We start from the raw sequence: 25,230 nt of genomic DNA, 5'->3' as shown, positions 1-25,230 counted from the left end.
GCTCACTTCAGGAACTCCTCGTCCGCGCGGTGTGCCCACTCGGCGAAGGTCTCGCCCTCTGCGTGCTGTTCGTCGTAGCGGCGCACGACGCGGTCCACGTAGCCCACCAGCCCGTCAGCGGTCACCTTCAGCCCGCGCACTGTGCGGCCCAGGCCCGCCTCTTCCCTGTCACTGGAAGCGAGTCCCCCGCCGAGGTGCACCTGGAAACCCGGTGTCTGGCCTCCGTCCGCGTCCGGCAGCAGCTGTCCCTTCAGGCCGATGTCCGCCGTCTGGATCCGGGCGCAGGAATTCGGGCAGCCGTTGATGTGCAGGCTCAGCTGTTCCGGCAGCCGCTCCGAGATGTCGGCCAGGCTCTCCTCGAGGCCGGCGACCGTCCGCTCGGCCGTGTCCTTAGTGTCGACAATGGCGAGCTTGCAGAACTCCAGGCCGGTGCAGGCGATGGTCGAACGGCGGAACAGCGACGGCGCGCTGCTCAATCCCAGCGCTTCCAGGCCCTCGACGACGGCGTCCACCTTCCCGGGCGCGATATCCAGTGCGACGATCTTCTGGTGCGGCGTGGTGCGCAGGCGGCGGGACCCGTTGCGCTCCAGAAGGTCCGCCAGCTCCGTCAGCACGGTGCCGTTGACGCGGCCTACAACTGGTGCGGCGCCGATATAGAAGTTGCCGTCGTTCTGCTCATGGACCCCGACATGGTCCCCGGGCGAGCTGGCCCGCGAAGGCGCCGGCCCGTCGGGCAGCTCATACCCCAGGTACTCGTCCTGCAGGACCGCGCGGAATTTCTCCGGTCCCCAGTCGTTCATCAGGTACTTCAGCCGGGCCTTGTTCCGCAGCCGGCGGTAGCCGTAGTCCCGGAAGATCCGCACCACGGCATGCCAGACTTCTGCCGCCCGCTCCTCAGTGACGAAGGCTCCCAGGCGTTCGGCGAGGCGCGCGCTGGTCGAGAGTCCCCCGCCGACCCACAGGTCATACCCCGGGCCCAGTTCGGGGTGGACCACGCCCACCAGGGAGATGTCGTTGATCTCGTGCACGACGTCCTGCGACGGGTGCCCCGTGATGGCGGACTTGAACTTCCGCGGCAGGTTGGCCAGCTCCGGGTCGCCGATGAACCTGGCGGAAATTTCGCGGATGACCGGCGTTGGATCGATGATCTCGTCTTTCGCGATGCCGGCAACCGGCGATCCGAGGATCACGCGCGGGACGTCGCCGCAGGCTTCGGTCGTGGAGAGCCCGACGGATTCGAGGCGCCGCCAGATCTCCGGCACGTCGGCGACGTCGATCCAGTGCAGCTGGATGTTCTGCCGGTCGGTGACATCGGCCGTGCCGCGGGCGAACTCAACGGAGATGCCGCCGATGACGCGCAGCTGCTCGGTGGTCAGCGCTCCGCCGTCGATCCGCACGCGCAGCATGAAGTAGCGGTCCTCAAGCTCATGCGGCTCGAGGGTGGCCGTCTTGCCGCCATCGATCCCCGGCTTCCGCTGCGTGTACAGGCCCCACCAGCGGAACCTGCCGTGGAGGTCGTCCGACGGAATCGAGTCAAAGCCCTCGACCGCGTAGACCGTCTCGATGCGCTCGCGCACATTCAGGCCGTTGTCCCGCTGCTTGAATTCCTCGTTGTGGTTCAGCGGGGCTTTTCCGTCGACGTTCCACTGGCCGTGGGGCTTGGCGGACGGGCGTCGTCTGGTTTGCGGGGCCGTTTGCGGGTCCGCCTGTGTCTCGATTGCCTGAGTCATGGCAGCCACCGTAGGGGCGGCAATCCAGGCCCTTCAACTGTTTCCTCATGCGGCGTCGTGGCGCTCAATACGTCGCAATGAGGGGCAATGAATGACGACTTACCGCGTCATGTTAAGCGCCTCGAACAGCCGGTCGACGACACATTCCGCAACGGTGGGGGACGGCAGCAGCGGGGCGGTGACAGCGTCCGCTCCGGCGCGGCCCAGCACCGAATGGAAATGCCCCGGCGCGAGGAGGTAGGAGGCAATCAGCACCCTCCGGCAACCCGGCTCGGAGCGGGCGGCCTCGACCGCAGCGCCGATCCGAGGTTCGGCGGCCGCGCCGAAGCCAAGCGCCACCGGCCTGCCGATCTCCTCGGACAGCCACCCGGCCATCTGCTCCACCTCCGCCGTGCCGCGCTCCACCCGGGTGCCTGCCGAGGCCAGCACGACGCAGTCCCCCTCCGCGAGGTCCGCGGCGGCAAGCCGCTCGGCCAGCACTGCCGCCAGCCTGCGGTCCGGTCCAATGGCCGCGGCGGCCGCTGTCCCGGGACGCGAGTCCACGGCCGTGCGGATATCGACCTGGGTGTGGAACCCGGTGGACAGCAGCAGCGGAACGACGACGGCGGGTTCCCCCGGCGGGAGTGCGGCGACAACACCGTCGAGGGCGGGCTGCTGGACATCGACGTACGCCTCGTGGACAAGGACGTCCAGCCCGCGGCGTCCCGCCTCGGACGCCAACCCTGCGCGGAGCCCGTCGATCAGCAGCCGGCCGGCAGGATCGTCCGTCCCGTGGGCGCAGGCCACTACGTGCAGCGGCACTTGCAGGCCCGCCTACCGCGCCGAACGGATCAGCTTGTGCGCGGCCGCCTGCGCCACGGGGCGGATCACGATCTGGTCCAGGTTCACGTGGTGCGGCAGGTTCAGCGAATAGGCCACGACGTCGGCAATGTCCTCGGCGAGCAGCGGCTTCTCCACCCCCGTGTAGACGTTGTCCGCCGCCGCCTGGTCACCGCCGAGGCGGTTGAGCGAGAATTCCTCGGTATGGACCAGCCCCGGGGCGATCTCGATCACCCGCACATTGTGCTCGGCCTCCTCCAACCGGAGCGTGTTGGCCATCGAGTGCTCGGCGAACTTGGCCGCCACGTAACCGCCGCCGCCCTCGTAGGCGACGAGTCCGGCGGTCGAGGTCAGCAGCAGGACCGACCCTTCGCCGTTTTCCCGCAGTGCCGGGAGGAAGGCCCGGATCATCCGCAGCGTGCCGAGCACGTTGACGCTGTACATCTTTTCCCAGTCGGCGAAATTGGCGTCGGCGATCGTGTCCACGCCGAAGGCTCCGCCGGCCACGTTCACCAGGGCATCGATCCCGCCGCCGGCCAGTACGTCGCGGGCCAGACGTTCCACTGCGGCGGCGTCGGTGATATCCGCGGCCATAACGACGGCGCCGGTCTCGGCCGCCAGCTCGGCCAGCTTCTCTTCGCGGCGCGCCACGGCAACAACGTCCCAGCCGCTCTTGCACAGGGCACGCACCGAGGCCGCCCCGATTCCCGAACTTGCTCCTGTTACTACTGCGCGCTTGGTCATGCCCCTAGCGTAGCGGCCCGGCAGGATGCCTCCGACGGTGCCATCGCGGCGCGGCGCTGCCATGCTCATCGCGCCGGCTCCGTGCAGTAGCGCCCGGCGTCCAACCGGCGTCGTTCGCTCCCATCGCGGCAGCCGGCGCCGAGGGTCAGCGCTCGCTCCCGCCGAGTCCTTCCAGGATCAGCTCGCGCAGCACGACGGCCTGGTTGTGTGTCTCGTCCTTGGCTCCGTACAGCAGGCAGAGCTTCGGCTGTTCCCGGGCGAGCTCCACCAGCCGTTCCAGCGCCTCCGTCCCCTCCAGTTCCCGGCGGTAGGCCGCCGCGAAGGCCTGGAACTTCTCGGGTCTGTGGCTGAACTCCCTGCGCAATCCGGCGGACGTGCCGGCTTCCTTCAGCCAGAGGTCCAGGCGGGCGTCGTCCTTCGTGATTCCGCGCGGCCAGATCCGGTCCACCAGGACCCGGTAGCCGTCCTCGTCGCCGGCCGGTTCGTAGACCCGCTTGATCTGAACGTTCACCATAGCCGCATGCTACGCGAGGCCGCGCGGGGCAGGTAGGTGCTGCACCGCCGTCGTACGAATCAACATTCCCCGTCCGGCATGAAACAATGGCCAGCATGGCAGAACATACCCCGGGCGCAGACACGCCCGTTTCCGTTAACGTCCCCGACAAGCCGGCCCTCGAAGGCCTCGAGGCTGTCCTGTCCCGCCGCTGGCGCGAGGAAGGGACCTACGCGTTCAACCCGGACACGGTCCGCAGCGACGTCTACTCGATCGACACTCCCCCGCCGACGGCCTCGGGCTCGCTGCACGTGGGGCACATGTTCTCCTACACGCAGACCGACGTGCTTGCCCGGTACCAGCGCATGCGCGGCAAGAACGTCTTCTACCCGATGGGCTGGGACGACAACGGCCTGCCGACCGAGCGCCGCGTCCAGAACTTCTACGGCGTGCGCTGCGATCCGGCCATCCCCTACGACGCGGACTACCAGCCGCCGGCCAAGCCGGCGAAGAACCAGCGGGATTTCGATGTCGTGTCCCGCCGGAACTTCATTGAGCTGTGCGAGCAGCTGGCCGTCGAGGACGAGAAGGTCTTCGAGAACCTGTTCAGCACGCTGGGCCTGTCGGTGGACTGGGACCTGACCTACCGGACCATCGACGACGTATCCCGCGCTGTGTCGCAGCGGGCCTTCCTGGCCAACCTGACTGCCGGGGACGCCTACATGGCCGAAGCGCCGACGCTGTGGGACGTGACCTACCGGACCGCGGTCGCACAGGCGGAGCTCGAAGACCGCGAGATGCCCGGGGCCTACTACCGTTACGCCTTCAAGACCCACGACGGCGAGGCCGTCCACATCGAGACCACCCGCCCGGAGCTGCTGCCGGCCTGTGTCGCGCTGGTGGCGCACCCGGACGACGAGCGCTACCAGAAGCTCTTCGGCACCACAGTGACTTCCCCGCTCTTCGGCGTCGAGGTTGAAGTCAAGGCTCATCCGCTCGCAAAGCCGGACAAGGGCGCCGGCATCGCCATGGTCTGCACCTTCGGCGACCTGACGGACGTCACCTGGTGGCGCGAGCTGCAGCTGCCGACCCGGGCCATCGTGGGCCGCGACGGACGCATCGCCCCGGACGCTCCGGAATGGATCACGTCCGAGGAAGGCAAGGCGAACTACGCCGAGCTGGCGGGCAAGACGGTGTTCTCCGCCAAGGAGAAGGTCGTCGAACTGCTGCAGGCCGCCGGAGAACTGGACGGCGAGCCGAAGAAGATGACCCACCCGGTCAACTTCTACGAAAAGGGCGACAAGCCCCTCGAGGTCGTGACCTCCCGCCAGTGGTACATCCGCAACGGCGGGCGGGATGCCGACCGCCGGGAACGGCTGATCGGACGCGGCCGCGATATCGATTTCCACCCGGCCTTCATGCGCTCCCGCTACGAGAACTGGATCGAGGGGCTCAACGGCGACTGGCTCGTCTCCCGCCAGCGGTTCTTCGGTGTGCCGATTCCGGTCTGGTACCCGCTGAATGAGGCCGGCAACCCGGACTACGACCACCCGGTGCTGCCCGCCGACGAGATGCTGCCGGTGGACCCGGCCGCGGAAGCGGCCCCGGGCTACAGCGAAGACCAGCGCGATGTCCCCGGCGGCTTCACGGGCGACGCCGACGTCCTGGACACCTGGGCGACTTCGTCGCTCACGCCGCAGATCATCGGACGCTGGAGCCGCGACGAAGAGTTCTTCGGCAAGGTCTTCCCGTTCGACCTGCGGCCCCAGGGCCATGACATCATCCGGACCTGGCTCTTCTCGACCGTGGTCCGGGGCGATGCCCTTCAGTCCTGCGCCCCGTGGCGGCACGCGGCGATCTCCGGCTGGATCCTGGATCCGGACCGGAAGAAGATGTCCAAGTCCAAGGGCAACGTGGTGGTTCCCACCGACGTGCTGGAGCAGTTCGGCGCGGACGCGGTCCGCTACTGGGCGGCCTCGGCCCGGCTGGGCGCGGACACCGCGTACGAGATCGCTCAGATGAAGATCGGCCGCCGCCTCGCCATCAAGCTGCTGAATGCCTCAAAGTTCGTCCTGAATCTCGGTGCCACGGAAGCTTCGGTCATCACCGACGACGCCACCACCGTGACGAACCCGCTGGACAAGTCGCTGCTCGGCCAGCTGGCCGACGTCATCGACCAGGCCACCGCTGCCTTCGATAACTACGACTACGCACGCGCGCTGCAAATCACCGAGTCGTTCTTCTGGTCCTTCACGGACGACTACGTGGAGCTGGTCAAGGACCGGGCCTACGGTGCGGCGGGCGACGCGGAGCAGGGCTCGGTGCTGGCGACGCTGGCAACCACCCTCGACGCGTTGCTGCGCCTGTTCGCCCCCTTCCTGCCCTTCGCGACGGAAGAAGTGTGGAGCTGGTGGCGTGCCGGGTCGGTGCACCGCGCGGAATGGCCGGCCACCGGCGCCCTGGCTTCGATCGCGGCTGCCGCGGACAAGGGCCTGCTCGGCACGGTGGGCCAGGCGCTCGGCGGAATCCGCAAGGCGAAGTCGGAGGCCAAGGTAAAGCAGCGGACCGAGGTCCTGACCGCGATCATCAGCGGTTCGGCCCTGCAGGTCGGCCAGCTTGAGGCCGGCCTGGGAGACCTCAAGGCAGCGGGCAACGCCCGCGAACTCAAGATCGTCGAGGCCGACGGCGAGCTGGCCGTGACCGGTGTCGATCTGGCACCGGCGGAGGCACCCGCCTAAGGGACCGGTTAAATAGGGGAAGCCCCATCAGCGTTTAGCCGTTGGTGGGGCTTCGACTCTATGACTCCTAGTGACGTTTGGAATCTCCCGAGCTCCTTGGATTTCCAGGTCTTCCGAGTCCCGTCACGGACTGGCTGTTAACGGAACTTGGTCCGTATAACTAGTCTCTGGATCTTTGGTGTTCGTTCCCGCATCTTTTGGGGGATGCGTATAGATATTTATACTCTCATGCAAGCCGACACGCCATAGGTTTCCCGACTTTTTGGAAGGATTTTTTTACGGCGTGCCGGCAGCCCGGCGTCAGTCCTAGTCGAACTCGGGGCTTGTGGTACGCGACCGCTTGATTTCGTAGAAGTACGGGAACCCGGCGAGGGCGACGGCCCCGTCGAAGATCCGGCCGGCGTCCTCGCCACGGGGGATCCTGGTCAGCACCGGCCCGAAGAAGGCCGTGCCGTTGAACGAGACGACCGGCGTGCCGACCTCATCGCCCACGAGCGAAATGCCCTCTTCGTGACTGGCCCGCAGCTGCTCGTCGTACTCCGTCGAGGTGGCGTAGTCGGCCAGCCCGGCCGGCAGGCCGGCTTCTTCCAAAGCCGCCGCGATGACGGCCGAGGTGTCCTTGTTGCCTTCATTGTGGGTGCGTGTGCCCATCGCGTCGTAGAGCTTCTTGACGTACTCGTTGCCGTGCAGCTCACGCGCCGCGATGATCATGCGGACGGGACCCCAAGCCGACTTCAGGAATTCCTTGTAGTTGTCCGGCAGCTCGTCCCGGCCGTCATTCAGCACCGCCAGGCTCATCACGTGCCACTCGACCTTGATGTCGCGTACCTGCTCGACCTCCAGGATCCAGCGGGACGTGATCCACGCAAACGGGCAGGCCGGGTCGAACCAGAAGTCAACGGTCGAGACGTCGGTGCTTGCGGACATGGTGGAACTCCTCGGGTGCGGTGAGTGTTTGTATTCCTGCCTGGTGCCAGGCTAGGCGGACTTGTTCCTGCGTTTGGCAACCACGTCATGCGAGATCAAGGTAGGCGCTCCCTTGCTGGTCACCACGTCAGCGGTGATGACCACGGACGCGATGTCGTCCCGGCTCGGGAGGTCGAACATGACGGGAAGCAGGGCTTCTTCGATGATGGCGCGCAGGCCGCGGGCTCCCGTCCCCCGTTCCAGGGCCAGGTCCGCCACGGCTTCGAGGGCATCCGTTTCGAAGGAGAGCTCGACGCCATCCAGGTGGAACATCTTCTGGTACTGCTTGATCAGCGCGTTCTTCGGTTCCGTCAGGATCTGGATCAGTGCCTGGCGGTCCAGGTTGGAGACCGTCGTGATGACAGGAAGCCGGCCGATGAACTCGGGGATCAGGCCGAACTTGAGCAGGTCCTCCGGCATGACTTCGCCGTAGGAGTCCTTATCCTTGCTGGCGTCGCTGAGCGGAGCCCCGAAGCCGATTCCCTTGCGGCCCGCGCGGGACCCGATGATTTCCTCCAGCCCGGCAAAGGCTCCGGCCACGATGAACAGGACGTTCGTCGTGTCGATCTGGATGAACTCCTGGTGCGGATGCTTGCGCCCGCCCTGCGGCGGAACCGACGCAACGGTGCCTTCGAGGATCTTCAGCAGCGCCTGCTGAACGCCCTCCCCGGAGACATCCCGGGTGATCGACGGGTTTTCGCTCTTGCGCGAGATTTTGTCGATCTCGTCGATGTAGATGATGCCCTGTTCGGCCTTCTTCACGTCGTAGTCGGCCGCCTGGATCAGCTTGAGCAGGATGTTCTCCACATCCTCGCCGACATAGCCGGCTTCCGTCAGGGCGGTCGCGTCCGCGACCGCGAACGGAACGTTCAGGCGCCGGGCCAGGGTCTGCGCCAGGTAGGTCTTGCCGCAGCCCGTAGGACCGATCAGCAGGATGTTGGACTTGGCCACCTCGACGTCTTCCAGCGGGCTGGCGTCGGAGAGGTTCGCGGAGCCCTTCGGGGCGTGGCCGGACTGGATGCGCTTGTAGTGGTTGTAGACCGCGACGGCCAGGGCACGCTTGGCCGGTTCCTGCCCGATGACATACTCCTGCAGGAAATCGAAGATCTCCCGAGGCTTCGGAAGCTCGAACGAGCCGAGGTCCGCGACCTCGGACAGTTCTTCCTCAATGATCTCGTTGCAGAGTTCGATGCATTCGTCGCAGATGTAGACGCCGGGGCCGGCAATCAGTTTCCGGACTTGCTTCTGGCTTTTGCCGCAGAAAGAGCACTTGAGCAGATCAGCGCTCTCGCCAATGCGAGCCATATTCGGTCCCCTTTACCTGGTCCTACTGGAGATGGTCAACCCCCGGGACATCCTCGATGGATACCCGATACGAGCGGTGGAGGCTGCTGACTAGCTTCCACTCTAAATCACTTCACTGACAGTTTCAGTAACCCGATGGCCCGCGGGGCGATGTTACGCACCGCGGGCCATCAGGCTGGCTGCACACAAGAGCTAAGCTTTGTTGATCGCCGGCTTGTTGATCTTGCGGGAATCAAGCACCTGGTCGATGAGGCCGTAGGACAGGGCGTCTTCGGCGGTCAGGATCTTGTCCCGCTCGATGTCCTGGTTGATCTCGGCGGAGGTCTTGCCGCTGTGCAGCGCCAGGGTGTCCTCCAGCCAGGTACGCATACGCATGACCTCGGCGGCCTGGATCTCCAGGTCGGAAGCCTGGCCCCGCTCTCCCCCGCCCAACGCCGGCTGGTGGATCAGCACGCGGGCGTTCGGCAGTGCGAGCCGCTTGCCGGGGGTGCCGGCCGCGAGCAGCACAGCCGCCGCGCTGGCCGCCTGGCCGAGGCAGACCGTCTGGATCTCCGGACGGATGTACTGCATCGTGTCGTAGATCGCGGTCATCGCCGTGAACGAGCCGCCGGGCGAATTGATGTACAGGGTGATGTCCCTGTCCGGGTCCGTCGACTCGAGCACCAGCAGCTGGGCCATGATGTCGTCGGCCGAGGCATCGTCCACCTGGACGCCCAGGAAGATGATGCGGTCCTCGAACAGCTTGGTGTACGGATCCTGGCGCTTGAAGCCGTAGGGCGTCCGCTCCTCGAACTGGGGCAGTACGTAGCGGCTGGTGGGAAGGTTGCCGGCGTAGCCGCCGGCTGCGGCTGCGAAGTTGGGGGTCATGTTCATGCTCCTGCTTGTGAAGGTCTGGAAGGAAGTCGGCTGCCAGCCGCCGTCACGAATCCTGGGACGTCCCGCCGCCGCCGGTCACGCCGCCGGCGTGGGCCGAGATGTGGTCGAAGAAGCCGTATTCCAGGCCCTCCTCGGCCGTGAACCACTTGTCCCGGTCATTGTCCTTGAGGATCTGCTCGACCGACTGCCCGGTCTGCTCGGCCGTCAGCTCCGCCATGACCCGCTTCATGTGGAGGATCAGCTCGGCCTGGATCTTGATGTCCGACGCCGTGCCTCCGATGCCGCCGGAGGGCTGGTGCATCAGGATACGGGCATGCGGAGTGGCGTAGCGCTTGCCCTTCGTGCCGGACGAGAGCAGGAACTGTCCCATCGACGCGGCCAGGCCCGTGGCCACCGTGACGACGTCGTTCGGAATGAACTGCATCGTGTCGTAGATCGCCATGCCCGCCGTGACGGAACCGCCCGGAGAGTTGATGTACAGGTAGATGTCCTTCTCGGGGTTCTCCGCCGAGAGCAGGAGCAGCTGGGAGCAGATGGCGTTGGCGTTTTCGTCGCGCACCTCGGAGCCCAGCCAGATGATGCGCTCTTTGAGCAGCCGGTTGTAGATGTAGTCTTCGCGGCTGGCCGGATCGACCGTAGCCATCATCGGAGTGGCGGATTCATTCGACATGCTGAAATACCTCTCGCTTCTTCCCCGGGCAGTTGCCGTTCTCCGGCGGCCCTCGGGGCGTTTACTTACTTGGACAGTAACGTGTTCGGCTGCCCGATTCCTCCCTGACGCCGCACTGTTCGCTGACGGCGCATCGGTCCCGTCACGGCGCCGCCGGCGGCTCTGCTTCCGGCAGGATTACGACGCCGGAGCACGTCCCGGAGGCGTTAAAGCGGCGGACCGCCGGTCCCTTTCGGGAAACCCGGCGGTCCGCCTGTCCGGCCTTGGGCCGCTACTTCTTTTCTGCCTCGGAGGCGGAAACTTCCTCCGCGGACTCTTCGATGTCCTCGGCGCCGGCGGCCTGGTCGGCCTCTGCCTCGGCAGCCTGGATCATTTCCTCGACGTTGCTCTCGTCCTCGCCGCCGGCGGGGCGGACGAAGTCCGACAGGTCGACCTCGGCACCGTTGCTGTCGGTGACCTTCGCCAGTTCCAGCACCTTGGCCAGCGCCTTGCGGCGGCGGACCTCGGAGACCATCATCGGAACCTGGCCGCTCTGGTCGATCAGCTGTGCGAACTGGTTCGGGTCCATGCCGTACTGGCTGGCGGAGGACACGATGTAGTCGATCAGCTCGGCCTGGCTGACGCCGACCTCTTCCTTGTCGGCCACGGCATCGAGGATGATCTCGTTGCGGAAGGCGCGCTCGGTGTTCTCGCGGACCTCGGCACGGTGCTCGTCGGTGTCGTGGTCTTCGCCGTGGCTGTTCTCCGGGCGGAAGTGCTGTTCCAGCTGCTCCTCGATCACGGATTCCGGAACCGGAACCTCGATGAGCTCGACCAGCTTGTCCAGGACCTTGTCGCGGGCCGCGACGCCCTGCTCCATGACCTTGCTGTCGGCAGCCTGCTTGGCGAGGTCTTCCTTCAGCTCGGCGATGGTGTCGAACTCGCTGGCAAGCTGTGCGAAGTCGTCGTTGGCCTCGGGAAGCTCGCGCTCCTTGACGGCCTTCAGGACAACCTTGACCTCGGCCTCATCACCGGCGTGCTCGCCGCCGGCCAGCTTGGTCATGAAGGTGGCGTCCTCGCCCGTGCTCAGGCCGGTGACGGCCTCGTCCAGACCGTCCAGCATGGTGCCGGCACCGACCTGGTAGGAGAGATCGGCAGCGGAGTCCACCTCTTCGCCGTCCACCTTGGCGCTCAGGTCCATGGTGATGAAGTCGTCGGCCGCCGCGGGGCGCTCAACGGTCTTCAGCGTGCCGAACCGGCCGCGCAGGTCATCCATCGCCTTCTCGACGTCGGCGTCCGACGCTTCGGCAGCTTCGACGGTGACCTCGAGGCCGGCGTACTCCGGCAGCTCGATTTCGGGACGGATGTCGACCTCGACGTGGAAGGCCAGCTGGCCCTCGGAGGCGGCGGGATCCGGAACCTCGGTGATTTCCACCTCGGGGCGGCTCAGCGGACGCAGCCCGCTTTCCTGCACGGCGTCCTGGTAGAAGCCGTTCAGGCCCTCGTTGATGGCCGTTTCGATGACGTAGCCGCGGCCGACGCGCTGGTCGATCAGGCGGGCAGGGACCTTCCCCTTGCGGAAGCCAGGAACCTGGATCTGGGAGGCAATTGTCTTGTAGGCCTCATCGATGCTGGGCTTGAGTTCCTCAAAGGGAACCTCAACATTGAGTTTGACCCGGGTCGGGGTGAGGTTTTCGACAGCGCTCTTCACAGCGTTAGAACTCCTGTTGCTATTGGATGGGATCTGCACCACACATACAGAGTCGGGGCGACAGGACTCGAACCTGCGATCTCCTGCTCCCAAAGCAGGCGCGCTAGCCACTACGCTACGCCCCGTAGTGCACAGGCAAGTCTACGGCCAAAGCCGTGCCCGTGCACAATTGGGTGCGGCCAAAAAAGCCGCGTACACAAAAAAGGCGGGCCCTTGCGGACCCGCCTTTTCGCGCAGAGGGGATGACGGGAATCGAACCCGCGTAATCAGTTTGGAAGACTGAGGCTCTACCATTGAGCTACATCCCCAGGACGTTGAAACTTTAGCACGACGTCCGGCCTGGTTCACAAATCGCCGCCTCAGGCCGGGCCGCCCTGGCAGCCCGGGCACCAGTAGAGCTTCCGTCCGCCCATGTCCTCGAGCCGCACCGGCGTGCCGCAGACCCGGCAGGCCAGCCCCTGCCGCTGGTAGACGTAGTGGGCGTCCGCCGGCGATGCGGGGCCCTCGGCGGCGGACCGGTGGACGGGCCTCGTCGTCACGATGCGGCCGTCCCGCACGCCGTCCGCCAGGAGCGCCACGAGGTCCCGCCACAGGTCCAGCGTCTGCCGTTCGGAGAGGGACTTCCCCGGTGCCCACGGGCTGATGCCCTGCCGGAACAGGCTTTCGGCCCGGTAGATATTGCCGACGCCGGCGACCACCGACTGGTCCATCAGCAGGGTGCCGGCCGCGCTCCCCTTCGCCGTGAGCCGGCGGACGAACTGCTCCGGGTCCGAGTGCGGGTGCAGCGGGTCCGGTCCCAGCTTCCCTACGACGGCATCCCGCTCGGCCTCGGTGATGACCTCGCACGCGGTGGGGCCCCGCAGGTCGGCCCAGCCGTGGTCCGACACCAGCCTCGCCCTGACCTGGCCCACCGGCGCGGGCGGGCCGTCGTACACGGCCGGAGCGCCGCCGTCGTAGGTTTCCCGCTCCCCCACCCGGCGCGGAGCACCGATGCTGGACGCACCGCGGAAGGTGCTGTCCCCGCCGAAGTCCCAGGCCCCGTAGAGGCCGAGGTGCACGCGCAGGATGAGGGCGTTGGAGAACTGGAGGAACAACTGCTTGCCGTGCGCCTGCGCGGTTTCCAGCTTGTGGCCGTCGATGAGCGCCGCACCGGCGGCGAACCGCCCCTGCGGGCTGCTCACGGCAAGGGCCTGGCCCGCGAAGACGGATTCGAACTGCGCGGCGAGACGGTGGATGGAGTGGCCTTCGGGCATGGTCTGCCGCGCCTCTAGGCGAGGACCTCGCCGGTCTCTTCGTAGTGCGCGATCTTGCCGATGCGGCGCACGTGCCGCTCGGCCTGGCTGAACGGTTCCGCGAGGAAAGCCTCGATGATGGCGGTTGCCTCTTCGACGCTGTGCTGCCGGCCCCCGACGGCGACGACGTTCGCGTCATTGTGTTCGCGGGCGAGCTTTGCCGTCTCGAGGTTCCAGGCAAGGGCGGCGCGGATGCCCTTGACCTTGTTCGCGGCGATCTGCTCGCCGTTGCCGGAGCCGCCCAGCACGATGCCGAGGGCCTCGGTGCCCGCGGCCTCGTCCGCCACGACGGCGAGCGCGGCATCGATGCAGAACGAGGGGTAGTCGTCCTCGGCGTCGTATTCCTTGGGTCCGTGGTCGATGACCTCGTGGCCCTTCCCGCCCAGGTGCTCGATCAGGTGGTGGCTCAGTTCCAGGCCGGCATGGTCGGTGGCAATGTGGACGCGCATGGAGATCCTTCGTCGGTGGCGGGGAGAATTCGGCTTCAAGCCTACTAGGTCGGCATTCCACGGGACCGCCGCCCTGGCCGCCCGCCGCGGGGACACATTCCATCATCTGGTGGCCTCCGGAGCGGAAAGTGAGAGAATGGCGGTCTTATTCAAGGGTTCTTTCACGTATCCGCGCGAGAGGACCCTCGTCCCGTCCCAGTCCGACTTTGGAGGCCCCACCGTGCCAGGTTTGAATCTCACCCGTGACGAGGCCCGCGAGCGCGCGGCGCTGCTGGACGTCGAATCCTACGACGTCACCCTGGACCTCACCCGCGGCGCCAAGGTGTTTGGATCGACCACGGTCGTGCGGTTCTCCGCCTCAGCCGGTGCTTCCAGCTTCATCGATGCGGTGACCGAGACGGTGCACAAGGTGACGCTCAACGGCGTCGACCTCGATCCTGCCGAGGTCTCCGACGGCGTGCGCATCCAGCTGCCCCGGCTCGCCGAGTCGAACGAACTGGTGGTCGAGGCCGACGCCCTGTACATGAACACCGGCGAGGGGCTGCACCGCTTCGTGGACCCGGTGGACAACGAGGTCTACCTGTACTCGCAGTTCGAGGTGCCGGACTCGCGGCGCATGTTCGCCGTGTTCGAGCAGCCGGACCTGAAGGCCGCCTTCCGGTTCACCGTGACCGCCCCGTCGCACTGGGACGTCGTCTCGAACTCCCCCACCCCCGTCCCCGTGCCCGCCGGCGCCGCCCCGGACGGAATCGAACGGTCCACCTGGTCGTTCGAACCCACCCCGCGCGTCTCCTCCTACATCACCGCGCTTATCGCCGGCCCCTACCAGTCCGTGCGCAGCGAGCTCACGAGCTCGGACGGCCGCACGATCCCGCTCGGCGTCTTCGCCCGCAAGTCCCTCATGCAGTACATGGACGCGGAGAACATTTTCCAGCTCACCCGGCAGGGCTTCGAGTTCTTCGAGAAGCAGTTCGGCAGGGCCTACCCGTTCACTAAATACGACCAGCTGTTCGTGCCGGAGTTCAACGCGGGCGCTATGGAGAACGCCGGTGCGGTCACCTTCCTGGAGAACTACGTCTTCCGCTCCCGGCCGACGGACGCCATGGTGGAGCGCCGGGCCATCACGATCCTGCACGAGCTCGCGCACATGTGGTTCGGCGACCTCGTCACCATGCGCTGGTGGAACGACCTGTGGCTGAACGAGTCCTTCGCCGAGTTCATGTCCACGCTCTGCGCCGCCGAAGCCACCGAGTGGAAGCAGGCCTGGACCACCTTCGCCTCGATGGAGAAGTCGTGGGCCTACCGCCAGGACCAGCTGCCCTCCACCCATCCGATCGTCGCCGAGATCAAGGACCTGGAGGACGTCCAGGTCAACTTCGACGGCATCACCTACGCCAAGGGCGCCTCCGTGCTGCGCCAGCTGGTGGCATGGGTGGGCCAGGAGGAGTTCATGGCCGGCGTCCGCGAATACTTCCACAAGCATGCGTGGACCAACACGGAGCTGGAGGACCTGCTCACCGAGCTGGAGGCCTCCAGCGGGCGCGATCTGAAGGAGTGGGCGGCCAAGTGGCTGGAGACGGCCGGGGTCAACACGCTCCGCCCGGAGATTGAAACGGACGACGGCGGCACCATCACCTCGTTCGCGATCCTCCAGTCCGCGGTCCCGGACTTCCCCACGATCCGCCCGCACCGCCTCGCCGTCGGCTTCTACAACGCCGATGCCGCGGGCAAGCTGGTGCGCACCCACCGCGAGGAGCTCGACGTCGACGGCGAGCGGACCGCGGTTCCGGCGCTGGCGGGGCTGCAGCGGCCCGACCTGGTGCTGCTCAACGACGACGACCTCGCCTACGCCAAGATCAGGCTGGACGAGAAGTCGCTGGCCACCTCCACCACGCGGTTGAAGGACATCAGCCATTCCCTGCCCCGGACCCTGGTCATGGCCTCGGCGTGGGACGCGACCCGCGACGGCGAGAGCCCCGCCCGCGAGTACGTGGAGCTGGTGCTGAACAACATCGCGTACGAGACGGACTCCTCCGTGGTCATGGTGCTGCTCCGCCAGCTCGCCACCACGCTGTCCTTCTACGTGAACCCGGAGCACCGCGACGAGCTGACCGGCCGCACGGCGCAGCGGCTCTGGGAACTGAGCGACGGCGCCGAGGCCGGTTCCGACAACCAGCTCCAGTTCGTCAAAGCCTTCGCCGCCCACGCCCGCTCGTCGGCCCACTTGGAGACCGTGGCGGCGCTGCTTTCGGGCGAGCGCACGCTTCCGGGGCTGACCGTGGATGCGGACCTGCGCTGGGAACTGCTCACCTCGCTCGTCGCCGGCGGCGAATTCGGCCAGGCTGAGATCGACGCCGAACTGGAGCGTGACTCCACGGCAACCGGAGCCCGGGCCGCCGCCCTGGCGAAGGCCGCCATTCCCACGGCGAGCGCCAAGGCGGAGGCCTGGAACGCCGTCGTGGTGAACACGGACCTGCCCAACGCGACGCAGCAGTCCATCATCGCCGGCTTCAACCGCGTCCATGACCGGACGCTGCTTGAGCCGTATGCGGCGGCCTACGTCGCCGCGGTCAGGGACGTCTGGAACAGCCGGACGCACGAGATCGCCCAGCAGATCGCCGTCGGCCTGTACCCCTCCCTCCTGACGACCGAGGAGACCGTTGGGCTGACCGATGAGTTCCTCGGCCAGCTTGGCTCCGAATCGCCGTCGCTGCGGCGCCTGGTCCTGGAGAACCGGGACGGCATCGTCCGCGCCCTGCGGGCCCAGGCCGCGGACCGCTAGCCTCAGGGACCAGCAGCATGTCTGCCGCGGATGAGCCGCGGCAGACATGTTCTGTCTAGACTTGCTGATTGTGGAACCCCTTCATTTTCGGCATGATTTGCCGTGCGTGCGGTCATGTCGGGATAAACCGAAGGGACTCCATCAGTGAGCTGGATTGATGCGCTGGTTCCCGCACTGGCCGTTCTGGCGGCCTTCTACCTGCCGGGATTCCTGGTCCTGACAGGGCTGCGTCTCACGTCGTTCCAGTCCGTCGCCCTTGCCCCTGCCGCGTCGGCGGCCGTCGCGGCCCTGGGGACCATGGCGTGCCTGTTCACCGGCATCCGCTGGACCCCGGCCAGCGCGGCGGCAGCCGTCCTCGTCTCGGCCGCCGTGGCCTTCCTCGTGGGCCGGCTGGTCCGCCCGCCGGCTCCCGAGCAGCAGAATCCCCTGCCGCGTCCGGTCAAGGTGCTGGCCGGCTGCAGCCTGGCTGCCGCTGCTGTCATCATCGCGTCCACCATGATGGCCGGGATTGGGTCGCCCGGCTTGGTCTCGCAGGTCTGGGACCCCACGTACCACGTCAACGTCCTCGAATGGATCAAGGAAAACGGGCAGGCCAGCCCCTGGAGCGTGCTGCCGATCTTCGGCGGCGGAACGCCGTCGTTCTACCCGACCGGCTGGCATGCCCTGGTGTCGCTGGCTCCCGGGGACGTCGTCGTGGCGGGCAACGTCGCCTGCATCATCATCGCCGCCGTCATCTGGCCGGTCTCGCTGGCCTACCTCGGCAAGGCGCTGTTCCCGAATCTTCCGGCCGTCATGGTGCTCTCCCCGCTGGTGGGCTCGGCACTGCTCGCCTTCCCCTACCTGCAGATCGGCACGAAGGGCCAATGGCCGGCCGCCTTCGCGACGGCGCTCATCCCCGCGGTCCTGGCGCTCGGCATCGAGATGCAGTTCCCTGCGCCCCAGGCCGGGAGGGGGCGCCGGATCGTGGTCGAGCTGCTGGCGCTGCTGCTGGTGACCGCCGGGACCATCTGGATCCACCCCTCGGCCCTCTTCGGGCTGCTCGCGCTGGCCGGCGTCTACATGATCCGCTTCGTCGTCCTGGCCATCCGGCGCGAATGGCAGCGCGACCGGCGCCGCGGCCTGGGCTGGGCTGCCTTTACCGTGCTCCTGCTCGTCGGGATGTCCTTCTTCCTGGCTCGCTCGAACGTGCTTGAGGGCGTCATCAACTACCCGCGCAATCCTTACGCGCCATGGCAGGAGGCCGTCCTCTGGGCCGTCTTCGACCTGCCGAACCAGCCGGACCACCGGTTCTCCGTGCCCGGCTCCTATGACTACCCGATCGCGGTCCTCATGGTGGCCGGCGCAATCATCGCCCTGTGGAGCAAACGGGCCCGGCCCGCCGTCGCCGGCATGGCGTTCGCCGGCATCATCTTCGTGCTGGCCGCCGGAGACGAGAAGCCGTTCCGCTGGCTCGCGGGCTTCTGGTACAAGGAACCGGCCAGGATCCTGCCCCTCGTGCTGATGCTGGGCGCCGTGTTTGCCGCCCTCGCCCTGGCCGCGGCCGGACGGCTGCTGGTCAAGCCTGTCGCCGCGCTCAACCATCCCCCGGGCCGCCAGCACTTGGCGGCCGGACTCGTGGGAGTCGTCGCCCTCGCGGTGATTTATCCCGCCACCGGAGACTTCCGCTACCAGCAGCGCTACAACGCCAGCTCATCCCCGTACTCCGTAGATCCGCGTCCGCAGGGCCGGCCGCTGTCCGCCGGCGAAGAGGACTTCATGCGGTCGCTCAAGGACGATCTGCCCGCCGACGCCGTCGTCATCGGCGATCCGTTCAACGGCCTGCCCCACCTGTACGCGCTGACCGGACGGCACGTGGTCTTCCCGCAGATGGTGGCCAACAAGGGAACCGAGGATGAGGAGTACCTGCGGCACCATTTCCAAAACATCCTGACCGATCCCGAGGTCTGCGACGCACTGGAGCGGATCGGGGCGCAGTACGTGTATGCGGACAGCGCCGCCCCCGCACACCGGAAGGTCAAGGGCCGGCAGTGGCCCGGATTCCGCAAGGTCGACTACACGCAGGGGTTCCAGCTCCTCGATGCCAGCGGAACCGCCGCCCTGTACCGCATCACGGCCTGCCGCTGACCGCCGCGGGCTGGTTGAATGGAGGCATGGACCTCAGCAATCATCGCTACCACGTGTCCCTGCAGTGGACCGGCAACCGCGGCACCGGAACGTCGAGCTACCGCGGCTACGGCAGGGACCACATCGTCCGCGCGGCCGGCCTGCCGGACCTTGCCGGGACGGCCGACCCGGTCTTCCACGGCGACAAGGACCGGTGGAACCCCGAGCAGCTGCTGCTGACCGCGCTGATGCAGTGCCACATGCTGTCCTACCTTCACGTTGCCGTGAACCATGGGATCCTGGTCACCGAGTACACGGACGACGCCGAGGCGATCCTGCATGTGAACCGCGACGGCAGCGGGGAAATGACGTCCGCCACGCTCCGCCCGACCGTGACCATCAGCGATCCCGACCAGAGCGAGCTGGCGCGGAGGCTGCATGCGGACGCCAACAAGCTCTGCTTCATCGCCCGCTCGGTCAACTTCCCCGTCCACCATCAGCCCAGCGTCCGTACGGCCCAGGGAGCCCGCTGACCGGGCGGCCTGCCGCGGCCCGGGAATTCGCGGACCGCGCCGCCGGTTGGAAGAATGGAACCACGCACCCTGACCGCGCTAGGAGCACGATGACCGAACAGCAGCACGGCGTTGGACCGACCCCTGTTCCCGCCGGGACCCCGTCCCCCGCGCCGGGGCAGGCCGGGCTCGGCCGGCCGCTCGCCACGCTCACCCCGACACCGGCCGCGGCCAAGGCCTTCACTCAGCCGGAGTACACGGACAACTTCTACGACGCCGTCGGCGGCCACGACACGTTCGTGAAGCTCGTGGACGTCTTCTACGAAGGCATCGCCGAGGACGAAGTCCTGCGCCCGATGTATCCGGAGGAAGACCTCGGTCCCGCCGCTGAGCGGATGCGGATGTTCCTCGAGCAGTACTGGGGCGGCCCGGGCACCTACAGCCAGCTGCGCGGCCACCCCCGGCTGCGTATGCGGCACAACCCGTTCAAGGTGGATTTCGAGGCGCGCGACCGCTGGCTGCACCACATGCGCAGAGCCGTGGATTCGCTCGAGCTGCCGCCGCTGTACGAGCAGACGCTCTGGGACTACTTCGAGCGCGCCGCCCACTCCATGGTCAACAGCGCCTAGTCCTGCAGAGAGACCGCCCTGCGTGCCAGGACATGCCCCCGGGACGTGCTGAGCCGGAGCCAGCGTCCGTTGCCGAACAGCATGGCGGGTTCCTCCGTGCCCAGGAAGCCGAGCGAGAACGCAGCAAACGCGGCGCCGGCGGGGATGCCGCCCGGAATCCGGGTTCCCGCCGGCAGTTCGAGGTCCCGGCCCCAGACCGCGTTCCGGGCCGTGTTGACCATCAGCTGTCCAGGGTTCGCCGGCACCGTCCGGGACACCTCGGCCATCCCCGCCGCCGCCGCGGCGCCGAGGACGTCCGCCGCGACCGATCCAGCGGGCTCCCAGCCCGAACGCGGCGGCAGCACGCCGGTCCACGACTCGCGCACCTCCATCGGCGGCAAGGGCAGCACCACGTCGTTGCCGTCCATCCGCGCCAGCCGGTCCGCCACCGCCGCGAGCGACACCGTAGCCTCCGCTTGGGCCGGCGCCCCAAGGCCCATGGTGCGCAGGCCCAGGACGGTGGGCGTCGCCTCCCCCAGCGACGAAGGCTTCATAATGCACACGTAGGCCGCCAGCACCTGGCCCCACGCCTGCAAGTGGACAGCGCCGTCGTTGACGCGCCGTGCCCGGCTGACGAACGTGCGGAAGTCTGCGGCGACCTGCGGGTCCGCCAGGGTGAGGCTTGCGGTGCGGGCCATGGCGTCACGCACCTGCGGACTGCCGCGAACGACGCCGGAAGGGTACTTCCGCGCCCCGGTACTGTTCCAGCGACTGCCGGTACGCCTCGGGCAGCGCCACCGGGCGGCCGGTCTCGCGGCTGGCGAGGACCATGGTGGCGGCCGCGACGGCGTAGACCGTCGACTCGTCCCGCTCGGCCACCGTGTAGCCCAGCTCGAAGCTGGAACGTCCCAGGTCGGTCACCCGAACCCCAACATAGACGGGCTCCGGACGGTACAGCAGCGGCGCCAGGTACTCGATCTCCTGCCGCCCCACCAGCGTGTAGTTGCCGGGCCCGGACAGATCCCTTAGCGTTGCGCCTCCGGCCATATCGCTCCCGGCACTCGAGGGGACGCTGCCGCCTGTCCCCGCGCCGCCGCCGTCGTCCTTGGCTGCCCGTGCCTCGGCTTCTGCCTCCGCCTCAGGCAGATCGTGCAACTGCACCCGCGCGGTCTCCAGCAGGCTCAGGAAGGTCACGTTGTTCACGTGCCCGTAGGAATCGATGTCACTGAAGCGAAGCTGGATCGGGAACCGTGTTTCGTGGGCCATGCTCCCATCCTCTCAGGTGCGCTTTCCGCGGCGCGAACCGCGGCCGCCGGTTGAGCAGCGCCCGGGGACTCACTAGGCTCGACACCAGCCCGTTACTACCGCGGGGTAACACCGCAAGGAGACTTCATGACTGCTTCTGAGCAACGCACCGATCCAGTAGCAGGACTGCTGAAGCTGTTGGACCTGTCCGAGGCGGAAGGTGCCCGCACCGACGAGGAGATCTTCGTCGGCATCTCCGAGCCGCAGCCGCATGGACGCGTCTTTGGCGGACAGGTCCTGGCGCAGTCGATTCTTGCTGCGGTCCGCACCGTCAGCTCGGACCGGGAGATCCACTCCATGCACGGTTACTTCCTCCGGCCGGGCGACGCGAACGAGCCGATCACGTTCGGCGTGCAGCGTCTGCGCGACGGGCGCTCCTTCTCCGCGCGGAGGACCCATGCCTACCAGAACGGCGTGCCGATCCTGTCCATGATCGCTTCCTTCCAGACACCCGCGGCCGGGCTCGACCACCAGGAGCCGTTCCCCGATGGGATTCCGGATCCGGAATCCCTGCCGAGCACCGCGGACCTGCTGGGCGAGTTCGACCACCCCATCGCGCAGCAATGGGCGTTCCAGCGGCCCTTCGACATCCGTCATGCCCAAAGCCCGCTGTACATCAGCGCCGAAGGGGAACACACGCCCACGAATTCAGTCTGGATGAAGGCCAAGGGGCCGCTGCCGGACAATCCGGATCTGCACCGGGCTGCCCTCGCCTACGCCAGCGACTACACATTGCTCGAGCCGATCCTGCGGGCGCACGGCATCGCGTGGATCAGCCCCGGGATGAAGTTCGCCAGCCTGGACCATGCAATGTGGTGGCACCGGCCGTTCCGGGCCGACGAATGGCTGCTGTACGTGCAGAACTCCCCCAGCGCCTCGGGCGCCCGCGGGCTCGGCGTGGGCCGCGTCTTCAACCGATCGGGAGAACTCGTCGCCACGATAGCGCAGGAGGGCATGATGCGCGTTCCGATCGACACCATCGACCCGGTGGATGCCTGACTCCCCCGCAGAAAGCCACACCCCGCTACGGCCGCGGGGAAATCGCGGGAAATCGCGGGGAATCAACGAATTGCGTGCCCGCAAAAGGAATTACGTGCCTGCAAAAAAGTGTTCCCCGGAAGCCGGGACTGAATTTCACAGTCCCGCTTCCGGGGAAAACTTCACCGTGCGGCGCCGGCCGGTCCGTCCTTCCTGAGGACGTGGGCGGTCCGGTCCGTCAGTCGCGGGTCAGCTTCCGGTGGGTCACCCGGTGCGGCTTGGCGGCGTCGGCGCCAAGCCGGTCGACCTTGTTCTGTTCGTAGGACTCGAAGTTGCCCTCGAACCAGTACCAGTTGGCCGGCTCCTCCTCGGTGCCTTCGTAGGCGAGGATGTGGGTGGCCACCCGGTCAAGGAACCAGCGGTCGTGGGAAATCACCACGGCGCAGCCGGCGAATTCCAGCAGCGCGTTTTCGAGGCTGGAGAGGGTTTCGACGTCGAGGTCGTTGGTGGGCTCATCGAGCAGCAGCAGGTTGCCGCCCTGCTTCAGGGTCAGCGCCAGGTTCAACCGGTTCCGCTCACCGCCGGAGAGCACGCCTGCCTTCTTCTGCTGGTCCGGGCCCTTGAACCCGAAGGCCGAGACGTAGGCGCGCGAGGGCATCTCGACCTGGCCGACCTGGATGTGGTCGAGGCCGTCGGAAACGACCTCCCACAGCGTCTTGTTCGGGTCGATGCCGCCGCGGCTCTGGTCCACGTAGGAGATCTTGACCGAGTCACCGATGCGCAGCTCGCCACCGTCGAGTTCCTCGAGGCCGACAATCGACTTGAACAGGGTGGTCTTACCCACACCGTTGGGCCCGATGACGCCGACAATGCCGTTGCGCGGCAGCGAGAAGGAGAGCCCATCGATCAGCTGGCGGTCGTCGAAGCCCTTCTGCAGGTTCTTGCCCTCGACAACCAGCGAACCCAGGCGCGGTCCCGGCGGAATCTGGATCTCTTCGAAGTCAAGCTTCCGGGTACGGTCCGCCTCCGCGGCCATTTCCTCGTACCGGGCCAGGCGGGCCTTCGACTTGGTCTGGCGTCCCTTGGCGTTGGAACGGACCCACTCCAGTTCCTCCGAGAGGCGCTTGGCCATCTTGGCGTCCTTCTTGCCCTGGACCTCCAGGCGGGCGCGCTTCTTCTCCAGGTACGTGGAGTAGTTGCCTTCGTACGGGTACAGGTGGCCGCGGTCCACTTCGGCAATCCATTCCGCAACGTGGTCCAGGAAGTACCGGTCGTGGGTGACCGCGAGGACTGCGCCGGCGTAGGACTTCAGGTGCTGCTCCAGCCAGAGGACGCTCTCGGCGTCAAGGTGGTTGGTGGGCTCGTCGAGCAGCAGCAGGTCCGGCTTCTGGAGCAGGAGCTTGCACAGCGCCACGCGGCGCCGCTCACCACCGGAGAGCACGGTGACGTCGGCATCCGGCGGCGGGCAGCGCAAGGCGTCCATGGCCTGCTCCAACTGGGAATCGAGGTCCCACGCGTCGGCAGCGTCGATGGCTTCCTGCAGCTTGCCCATCTCTTCGAGCAGGGCATCGTAATCCGCGTCCGGTGCGGCCATCTCTTCGGAGATCTGGTTGAACCGCTGGATCTTGGCGTAAATCTCGCCGACGCCTTCCTGGACGTTGCCCAGTACGGTCTTCTCTTCGTTCAGCGGCGGTTCCTGGAGCAGGATCCCGACGCTGTAGCCCGGGCTCAGCCGCGCTTCACCGTTGGACGGCGTATCGAGTCCGGCCATGATCTTCAGGATCGTGGACTTACCCGCGCCGTTCGGACCCACGACGCCGATCTTGGCGCCCGGGAAAAAGGACATACTCACGTCATCGAGGATGACCTTGTCACCAACGGCCTTGCGGGCCTTGGTCATTGTGTAAATGAATTCCGCCATGCCCTCAAGGCTAGTGGGTGCGCCGCCAGAACACATATTCGCGGCCCCCGGCATAATGGCGGGCTGTGCTGCTAGGCGGCGCCTCCGACGAAGCACTTCCCGCTGTCGAGGACCGGCAGAACAGAGATTGCCACCTTGCCGTCCCGCACCTGGCCCACGATGCAGTTGTCGTCGACCGGTGCGGCAGCTTCAATGGCGTCGACAGCCAGGCCGGTGGGAGTGATATCGGCCGATACTTCCACCTCGGACTTCTTTAACCCGGCCGTGGCGAGGGCAGCGACCATCTGATCACTCGTGGGCGTCGGTGTCCTCCCCGCCAGGTCTTCGAGCTCAGCGCGGACTTTACGTTCGGACACCTTCACCGCGGGCTCCGGTCTTGCTGGCTCCGTGCCCGCCTCCTGCCCCGACTCCGACGTAGGGGCAGGAGCGGGCGCCGGGTCGCCGGATGCCTCCGGTCCCGGCAACTCCGAGCCCGTCGAACAGGCAGCAAGAGCGAGGCAGACTGCCAACACGCTCGCTAGCCGGCCAAGACGAACGGACGCTGGGAGAGATCGCTGATGGGTCACGCCGACATTGTTTCATGCCGGTGGATGCGTTAACCGGCAGCCCGCACTGGCCCCTCAGACTCCTCCGCAATGTACTCGTCGTCCTGCGGCTCCCCCTCCAGCGGCTCCCCGTCCCCCAGGTCCCAGGAGCGGACAGCCGAAGCCTGCACTTCAGGGCGCAATTCCCCGTCCGCGGCGAAGACGGGCCGGGGAACAGCATCGCCGTCACCTTGGGCACCGGAACCGCGGGAAACGTTGCGCGAGTATTTCGCCGTGCCCCACTTGAGGTCGTGGCCGATCGACTCCGCATCGATTTCCGGTGAGGTGACCTGATGGCCGTCCTCGCGGACCCACTGACGCAGCCTCAGTTTGCCGGTCACGATCACCCGGTCGCCCTTCTTCAGGCTGTGGACAATGTTCTGCGCAAGGTAGCGGTAAGCCTCCACGCGGTACCAGTTGGTTGATTTGTCCACCCATTGATCCTTCTCCAAACGGCGCTCCGAAGAGGCCAGCCTGAAGTTGGCCGTCTGCGTCCCGCCGTTAGTCAGCCCTGCTTCCACTTCGGTTCCGACAACACCGCGGACCGTAATGTACTCGGTCATATCCAGCCCTCTTCCGTTCCTGCCGGCCCTGTTGCCGGCAAGATCAGTCTGTTAGCGGCGGCGGCGGCGGACCAGGCCTCGCCCAACGTCTGTGGACTATTC

22 protein-coding genes and 2 tRNA genes are annotated in these 25,230 nt (G+C 67.0%); 6 read left to right on the top strand and 18 right to left on the bottom strand.

Annotated elements, in window-relative coordinates; translation table 11 throughout:
- Positions 1 to 2: 2 nt before the first annotated feature.
- The 4 genes from WFH44_RS16660 to WFH44_RS16645 form a co-directional block, all read right to left on the bottom strand.
- A complete protein-coding gene (locus WFH44_RS16660) occupies positions 3 to 1,730 on the bottom strand; it encodes a nitrite/sulfite reductase (protein WP_336715084.1) in 1,728 nt (575 codons plus the stop codon).
- A 99-nt stretch (positions 1,731 to 1,829) separates the two neighbouring features.
- Positions 1,830 to 2,531 carry a sirohydrochlorin chelatase gene (locus WFH44_RS16655; protein ID WP_336715082.1) on the bottom strand — a complete coding sequence of 234 codons (702 nt, stop codon included), beginning with the start codon at positions 2,529 to 2,531 and terminating at the stop codon, positions 1,830 to 1,832.
- Positions 2,532 to 2,543: 12 nt separating this feature from the next.
- Entirely contained in the window at positions 2,544 to 3,293 is a 750-nt protein-coding gene (locus tag WFH44_RS16650; RefSeq protein WP_336715221.1) for an SDR family oxidoreductase, read from the bottom strand.
- A gap of 145 nt (positions 3,294 to 3,438) precedes the next feature.
- Entirely contained in the window at positions 3,439 to 3,807 is a 369-nt protein-coding gene (locus WFH44_RS16645; protein WP_336715080.1) for a DUF488 domain-containing protein, read from the bottom strand.
- Between the two features lie 95 nt (positions 3,808 to 3,902).
- On the opposite strand from WFH44_RS16645, the gene valS reads away from it, so the two are divergent.
- Positions 3,903 to 6,524 (top strand): valine--tRNA ligase, encoded by a 2,622-nt coding sequence (valS, locus tag WFH44_RS16640; RefSeq protein ID WP_336715077.1) that lies wholly within the window; start codon positions 3,903 to 3,905, stop codon positions 6,522 to 6,524.
- A 306-nt stretch (positions 6,525 to 6,830) separates the two neighbouring features.
- Here valS and WFH44_RS16635 read toward each other — a convergent pair whose 3' ends face one another.
- The 9 genes from WFH44_RS16635 to WFH44_RS16595 all read right to left on the bottom strand — a co-directional run bounded on the left by WFH44_RS16635 (position 6,831) and on the right by WFH44_RS16595 (position 13,772).
- Positions 6,831 to 7,451, bottom strand: coding sequence for a mycothiol-dependent nitroreductase Rv2466c family protein (locus WFH44_RS16635; RefSeq protein WP_336715074.1), 621 nt, complete (start codon positions 7,449 to 7,451; stop codon positions 6,831 to 6,833).
- A gap of 51 nt (positions 7,452 to 7,502) precedes the next feature.
- On the bottom strand, positions 7,503 to 8,795 hold the full coding sequence (clpX, locus tag WFH44_RS16630) for an ATP-dependent Clp protease ATP-binding subunit ClpX (RefSeq protein ID WP_336715072.1): 1,293 nt from the start codon (positions 8,793 to 8,795) through the stop codon (positions 7,503 to 7,505).
- Positions 8,796 to 8,987: 192 nt separating this feature from the next.
- The gene (locus WFH44_RS16625; protein WP_262104925.1) at positions 8,988 to 9,662 is read right to left on the bottom strand and encodes an ATP-dependent Clp protease proteolytic subunit; all 675 of its coding nucleotides are present in this window, start codon (positions 9,660 to 9,662) and stop codon (positions 8,988 to 8,990) included.
- Positions 9,663 to 9,714: 52 nt separating this feature from the next.
- Positions 9,715 to 10,314, bottom strand: coding sequence for an ATP-dependent Clp protease proteolytic subunit (locus WFH44_RS16620; RefSeq protein WP_264796956.1), 600 nt, complete (start codon positions 10,312 to 10,314; stop codon positions 9,715 to 9,717).
- A gap of 298 nt (positions 10,315 to 10,612) precedes the next feature.
- Positions 10,613 to 12,031: a trigger factor gene (tig, locus tag WFH44_RS16615; protein WP_336715071.1), complete on the bottom strand. Its 1,419-nt coding sequence runs from the start codon at positions 12,029 to 12,031 to the stop codon at positions 10,613 to 10,615.
- A gap of 52 nt (positions 12,032 to 12,083) precedes the next feature.
- A tRNA-Pro gene (locus WFH44_RS16610) sits at positions 12,084 to 12,156 on the bottom strand.
- A gap of 112 nt (positions 12,157 to 12,268) precedes the next feature.
- Positions 12,269 to 12,339, bottom strand: a tRNA-Gly gene (locus tag WFH44_RS16605).
- 51 nt (positions 12,340 to 12,390) lie between these two features.
- Positions 12,391 to 13,284: an Fpg/Nei family DNA glycosylase gene (locus tag WFH44_RS16600; protein WP_336715069.1), complete on the bottom strand. Its 894-nt coding sequence runs from the start codon at positions 13,282 to 13,284 to the stop codon at positions 12,391 to 12,393.
- 14 nt (positions 13,285 to 13,298) lie between these two features.
- Entirely contained in the window at positions 13,299 to 13,772 is a 474-nt protein-coding gene (locus tag WFH44_RS16595) for a ribose-5-phosphate isomerase (RefSeq protein ID WP_336715067.1), read from the bottom strand.
- Positions 13,773 to 14,001: 229 nt separating this feature from the next.
- Here WFH44_RS16595 and pepN point away from each other — a divergent pair, with 229 nt between their 5' ends.
- The 4 genes from pepN (at position 14,002) to WFH44_RS16575 (ending at position 19,798) form a co-directional block, all read left to right on the top strand.
- A complete protein-coding gene (gene pepN, locus WFH44_RS16590; protein WP_336715219.1) occupies positions 14,002 to 16,554 on the top strand; it encodes an aminopeptidase N in 2,553 nt (850 codons plus the stop codon).
- A 144-nt stretch (positions 16,555 to 16,698) separates the two neighbouring features.
- The gene (locus WFH44_RS16585; RefSeq protein WP_336715065.1) at positions 16,699 to 18,678 is read left to right on the top strand and encodes a DUF6541 family protein; all 1,980 of its coding nucleotides are present in this window, start codon (positions 16,699 to 16,701) and stop codon (positions 18,676 to 18,678) included.
- Positions 18,679 to 18,704: 26 nt separating this feature from the next.
- Positions 18,705 to 19,190 carry an OsmC family protein gene (locus WFH44_RS16580; protein ID WP_336715063.1) on the top strand — a complete coding sequence of 162 codons (486 nt, stop codon included), beginning with the start codon at positions 18,705 to 18,707 and terminating at the stop codon, positions 19,188 to 19,190.
- Positions 19,191 to 19,279: 89 nt separating this feature from the next.
- Positions 19,280 to 19,798, top strand: coding sequence for a globin (locus tag WFH44_RS16575; protein ID WP_336715061.1), 519 nt, complete (start codon positions 19,280 to 19,282; stop codon positions 19,796 to 19,798).
- On the opposite strand, the gene WFH44_RS16570 is transcribed toward WFH44_RS16575, so the two are convergent.
- Both WFH44_RS16570 and WFH44_RS16565 read right to left on the bottom strand, forming a co-directional pair.
- A complete protein-coding gene (locus WFH44_RS16570; RefSeq protein WP_336715060.1) occupies positions 19,795 to 20,475 on the bottom strand; it encodes a hypothetical protein in 681 nt (226 codons plus the stop codon). The genes WFH44_RS16575 and WFH44_RS16570 overlap by 4 nt on opposite strands.
- A 4-nt stretch (positions 20,476 to 20,479) precedes the next feature.
- Entirely contained in the window at positions 20,480 to 21,043 is a 564-nt protein-coding gene (locus WFH44_RS16565) for an acyl-CoA thioesterase (protein ID WP_336715059.1), read from the bottom strand.
- Between the two features lie 126 nt (positions 21,044 to 21,169).
- On the opposite strand from WFH44_RS16565, the gene WFH44_RS16560 reads away from it, so the two are divergent.
- Complete coding sequence (locus tag WFH44_RS16560; RefSeq protein WP_336715058.1) at positions 21,170 to 22,081, top strand: acyl-CoA thioesterase; 912 nt, start codon at positions 21,170 to 21,172, stop codon at positions 22,079 to 22,081.
- A gap of 217 nt (positions 22,082 to 22,298) precedes the next feature.
- Here WFH44_RS16560 and ettA read toward each other — a convergent pair whose 3' ends face one another.
- The 3 genes from ettA to WFH44_RS16545 form a co-directional block, all read right to left on the bottom strand.
- Positions 22,299 to 23,981 (bottom strand): energy-dependent translational throttle protein EttA, encoded by a 1,683-nt coding sequence (gene ettA, locus WFH44_RS16555; RefSeq protein ID WP_336715056.1) that lies wholly within the window; start codon positions 23,979 to 23,981, stop codon positions 22,299 to 22,301.
- A gap of 71 nt (positions 23,982 to 24,052) precedes the next feature.
- Complete coding sequence (locus tag WFH44_RS16550; RefSeq protein ID WP_442892926.1) at positions 24,053 to 24,337, bottom strand: DUF6993 domain-containing protein; 285 nt, start codon at positions 24,335 to 24,337, stop codon at positions 24,053 to 24,055.
- Between the two features lie 239 nt (positions 24,338 to 24,576).
- Positions 24,577 to 25,128 carry a single-stranded DNA-binding protein gene (locus tag WFH44_RS16545; protein ID WP_336715054.1) on the bottom strand — a complete coding sequence of 184 codons (552 nt, stop codon included), beginning with the start codon at positions 25,126 to 25,128 and terminating at the stop codon, positions 24,577 to 24,579.
- Between the last annotated feature and the right edge of the window lie 102 nt (positions 25,129 to 25,230).

Origin of the sequence: Arthrobacter sp. USHLN218, from assembly GCF_037144715.1 — a bacterium.
Classification (GTDB): domain Bacteria; phylum Actinomycetota; class Actinomycetes; order Actinomycetales; family Micrococcaceae; genus Crystallibacter.
Note: the sequence above shows the minus strand (reverse complement) of the source record. Positions and strands in the feature narration are given on the sequence as shown.

Bases quoted from the DNA above. Each gene is read 5' to 3' on its own strand.
- WFH44_RS16645 (WP_336715080.1), bottom strand. From the start codon at position 3,807: ATGGTGAACGTTCAGATCAAGCGGGTCTACGAACCGGCCGGCGACGAG.
- WFH44_RS16545 (WP_336715054.1), bottom strand. From the start codon at position 25,128: ATGACCGAGTACATTACGGTCCGCGGTGTTGTCGGAACCGAAGTGGAA.
- WFH44_RS16635 (WP_336715074.1), bottom strand. From the start codon at position 7,451: ATGTCCGCAAGCACCGACGTCTCGACCGTTGACTTCTGGTTCGACCCG.
- WFH44_RS16560 (WP_336715058.1), top strand. From the start codon at position 21,170: ATGACTGCTTCTGAGCAACGCACCGATCCAGTAGCAGGACTGCTGAAG.
- WFH44_RS16570 (WP_336715060.1), bottom strand. From the start codon at position 20,475: ATGGCCCGCACCGCAAGCCTCACCCTGGCGGACCCGCAGGTCGCCGCA.
- WFH44_RS16625 (WP_262104925.1), bottom strand. From the start codon at position 9,662: ATGACCCCCAACTTCGCAGCCGCAGCCGGCGGCTACGCCGGCAACCTT.
- ettA (WP_336715056.1), bottom strand. From the start codon at position 23,981: ATGGCGGAATTCATTTACACAATGACCAAGGCCCGCAAGGCCGTTGGT.
- WFH44_RS16565 (WP_336715059.1), bottom strand. From the start codon at position 21,043: ATGGCCCACGAAACACGGTTCCCGATCCAGCTTCGCTTCAGTGACATC.
- WFH44_RS16660 (WP_336715084.1), bottom strand. From the start codon at position 1,730: ATGACTCAGGCAATCGAGACACAGGCGGACCCGCAAACGGCCCCGCAA.
- WFH44_RS16575 (WP_336715061.1), top strand. From the start codon at position 19,280: ATGACCGAACAGCAGCACGGCGTTGGACCGACCCCTGTTCCCGCCGGG.
- WFH44_RS16620 (WP_264796956.1), bottom strand. From the start codon at position 10,314: ATGGCTACGGTCGATCCGGCCAGCCGCGAAGACTACATCTACAACCGG.
- WFH44_RS16595 (WP_336715067.1), bottom strand. From the start codon at position 13,772: ATGCGCGTCCACATTGCCACCGACCATGCCGGCCTGGAACTGAGCCAC.
- valS (WP_336715077.1), top strand. From the start codon at position 3,903: ATGGCAGAACATACCCCGGGCGCAGACACGCCCGTTTCCGTTAACGTC.
- WFH44_RS16580 (WP_336715063.1), top strand. From the start codon at position 18,705: ATGGACCTCAGCAATCATCGCTACCACGTGTCCCTGCAGTGGACCGGC.
- clpX (WP_336715072.1), bottom strand. From the start codon at position 8,795: ATGGCTCGCATTGGCGAGAGCGCTGATCTGCTCAAGTGCTCTTTCTGC.
- WFH44_RS16650 (WP_336715221.1), bottom strand. From the start codon at position 3,293: ATGACCAAGCGCGCAGTAGTAACAGGAGCAAGTTCGGGAATCGGGGCG.
- WFH44_RS16600 (WP_336715069.1), bottom strand. From the start codon at position 13,284: ATGCCCGAAGGCCACTCCATCCACCGTCTCGCCGCGCAGTTCGAATCC.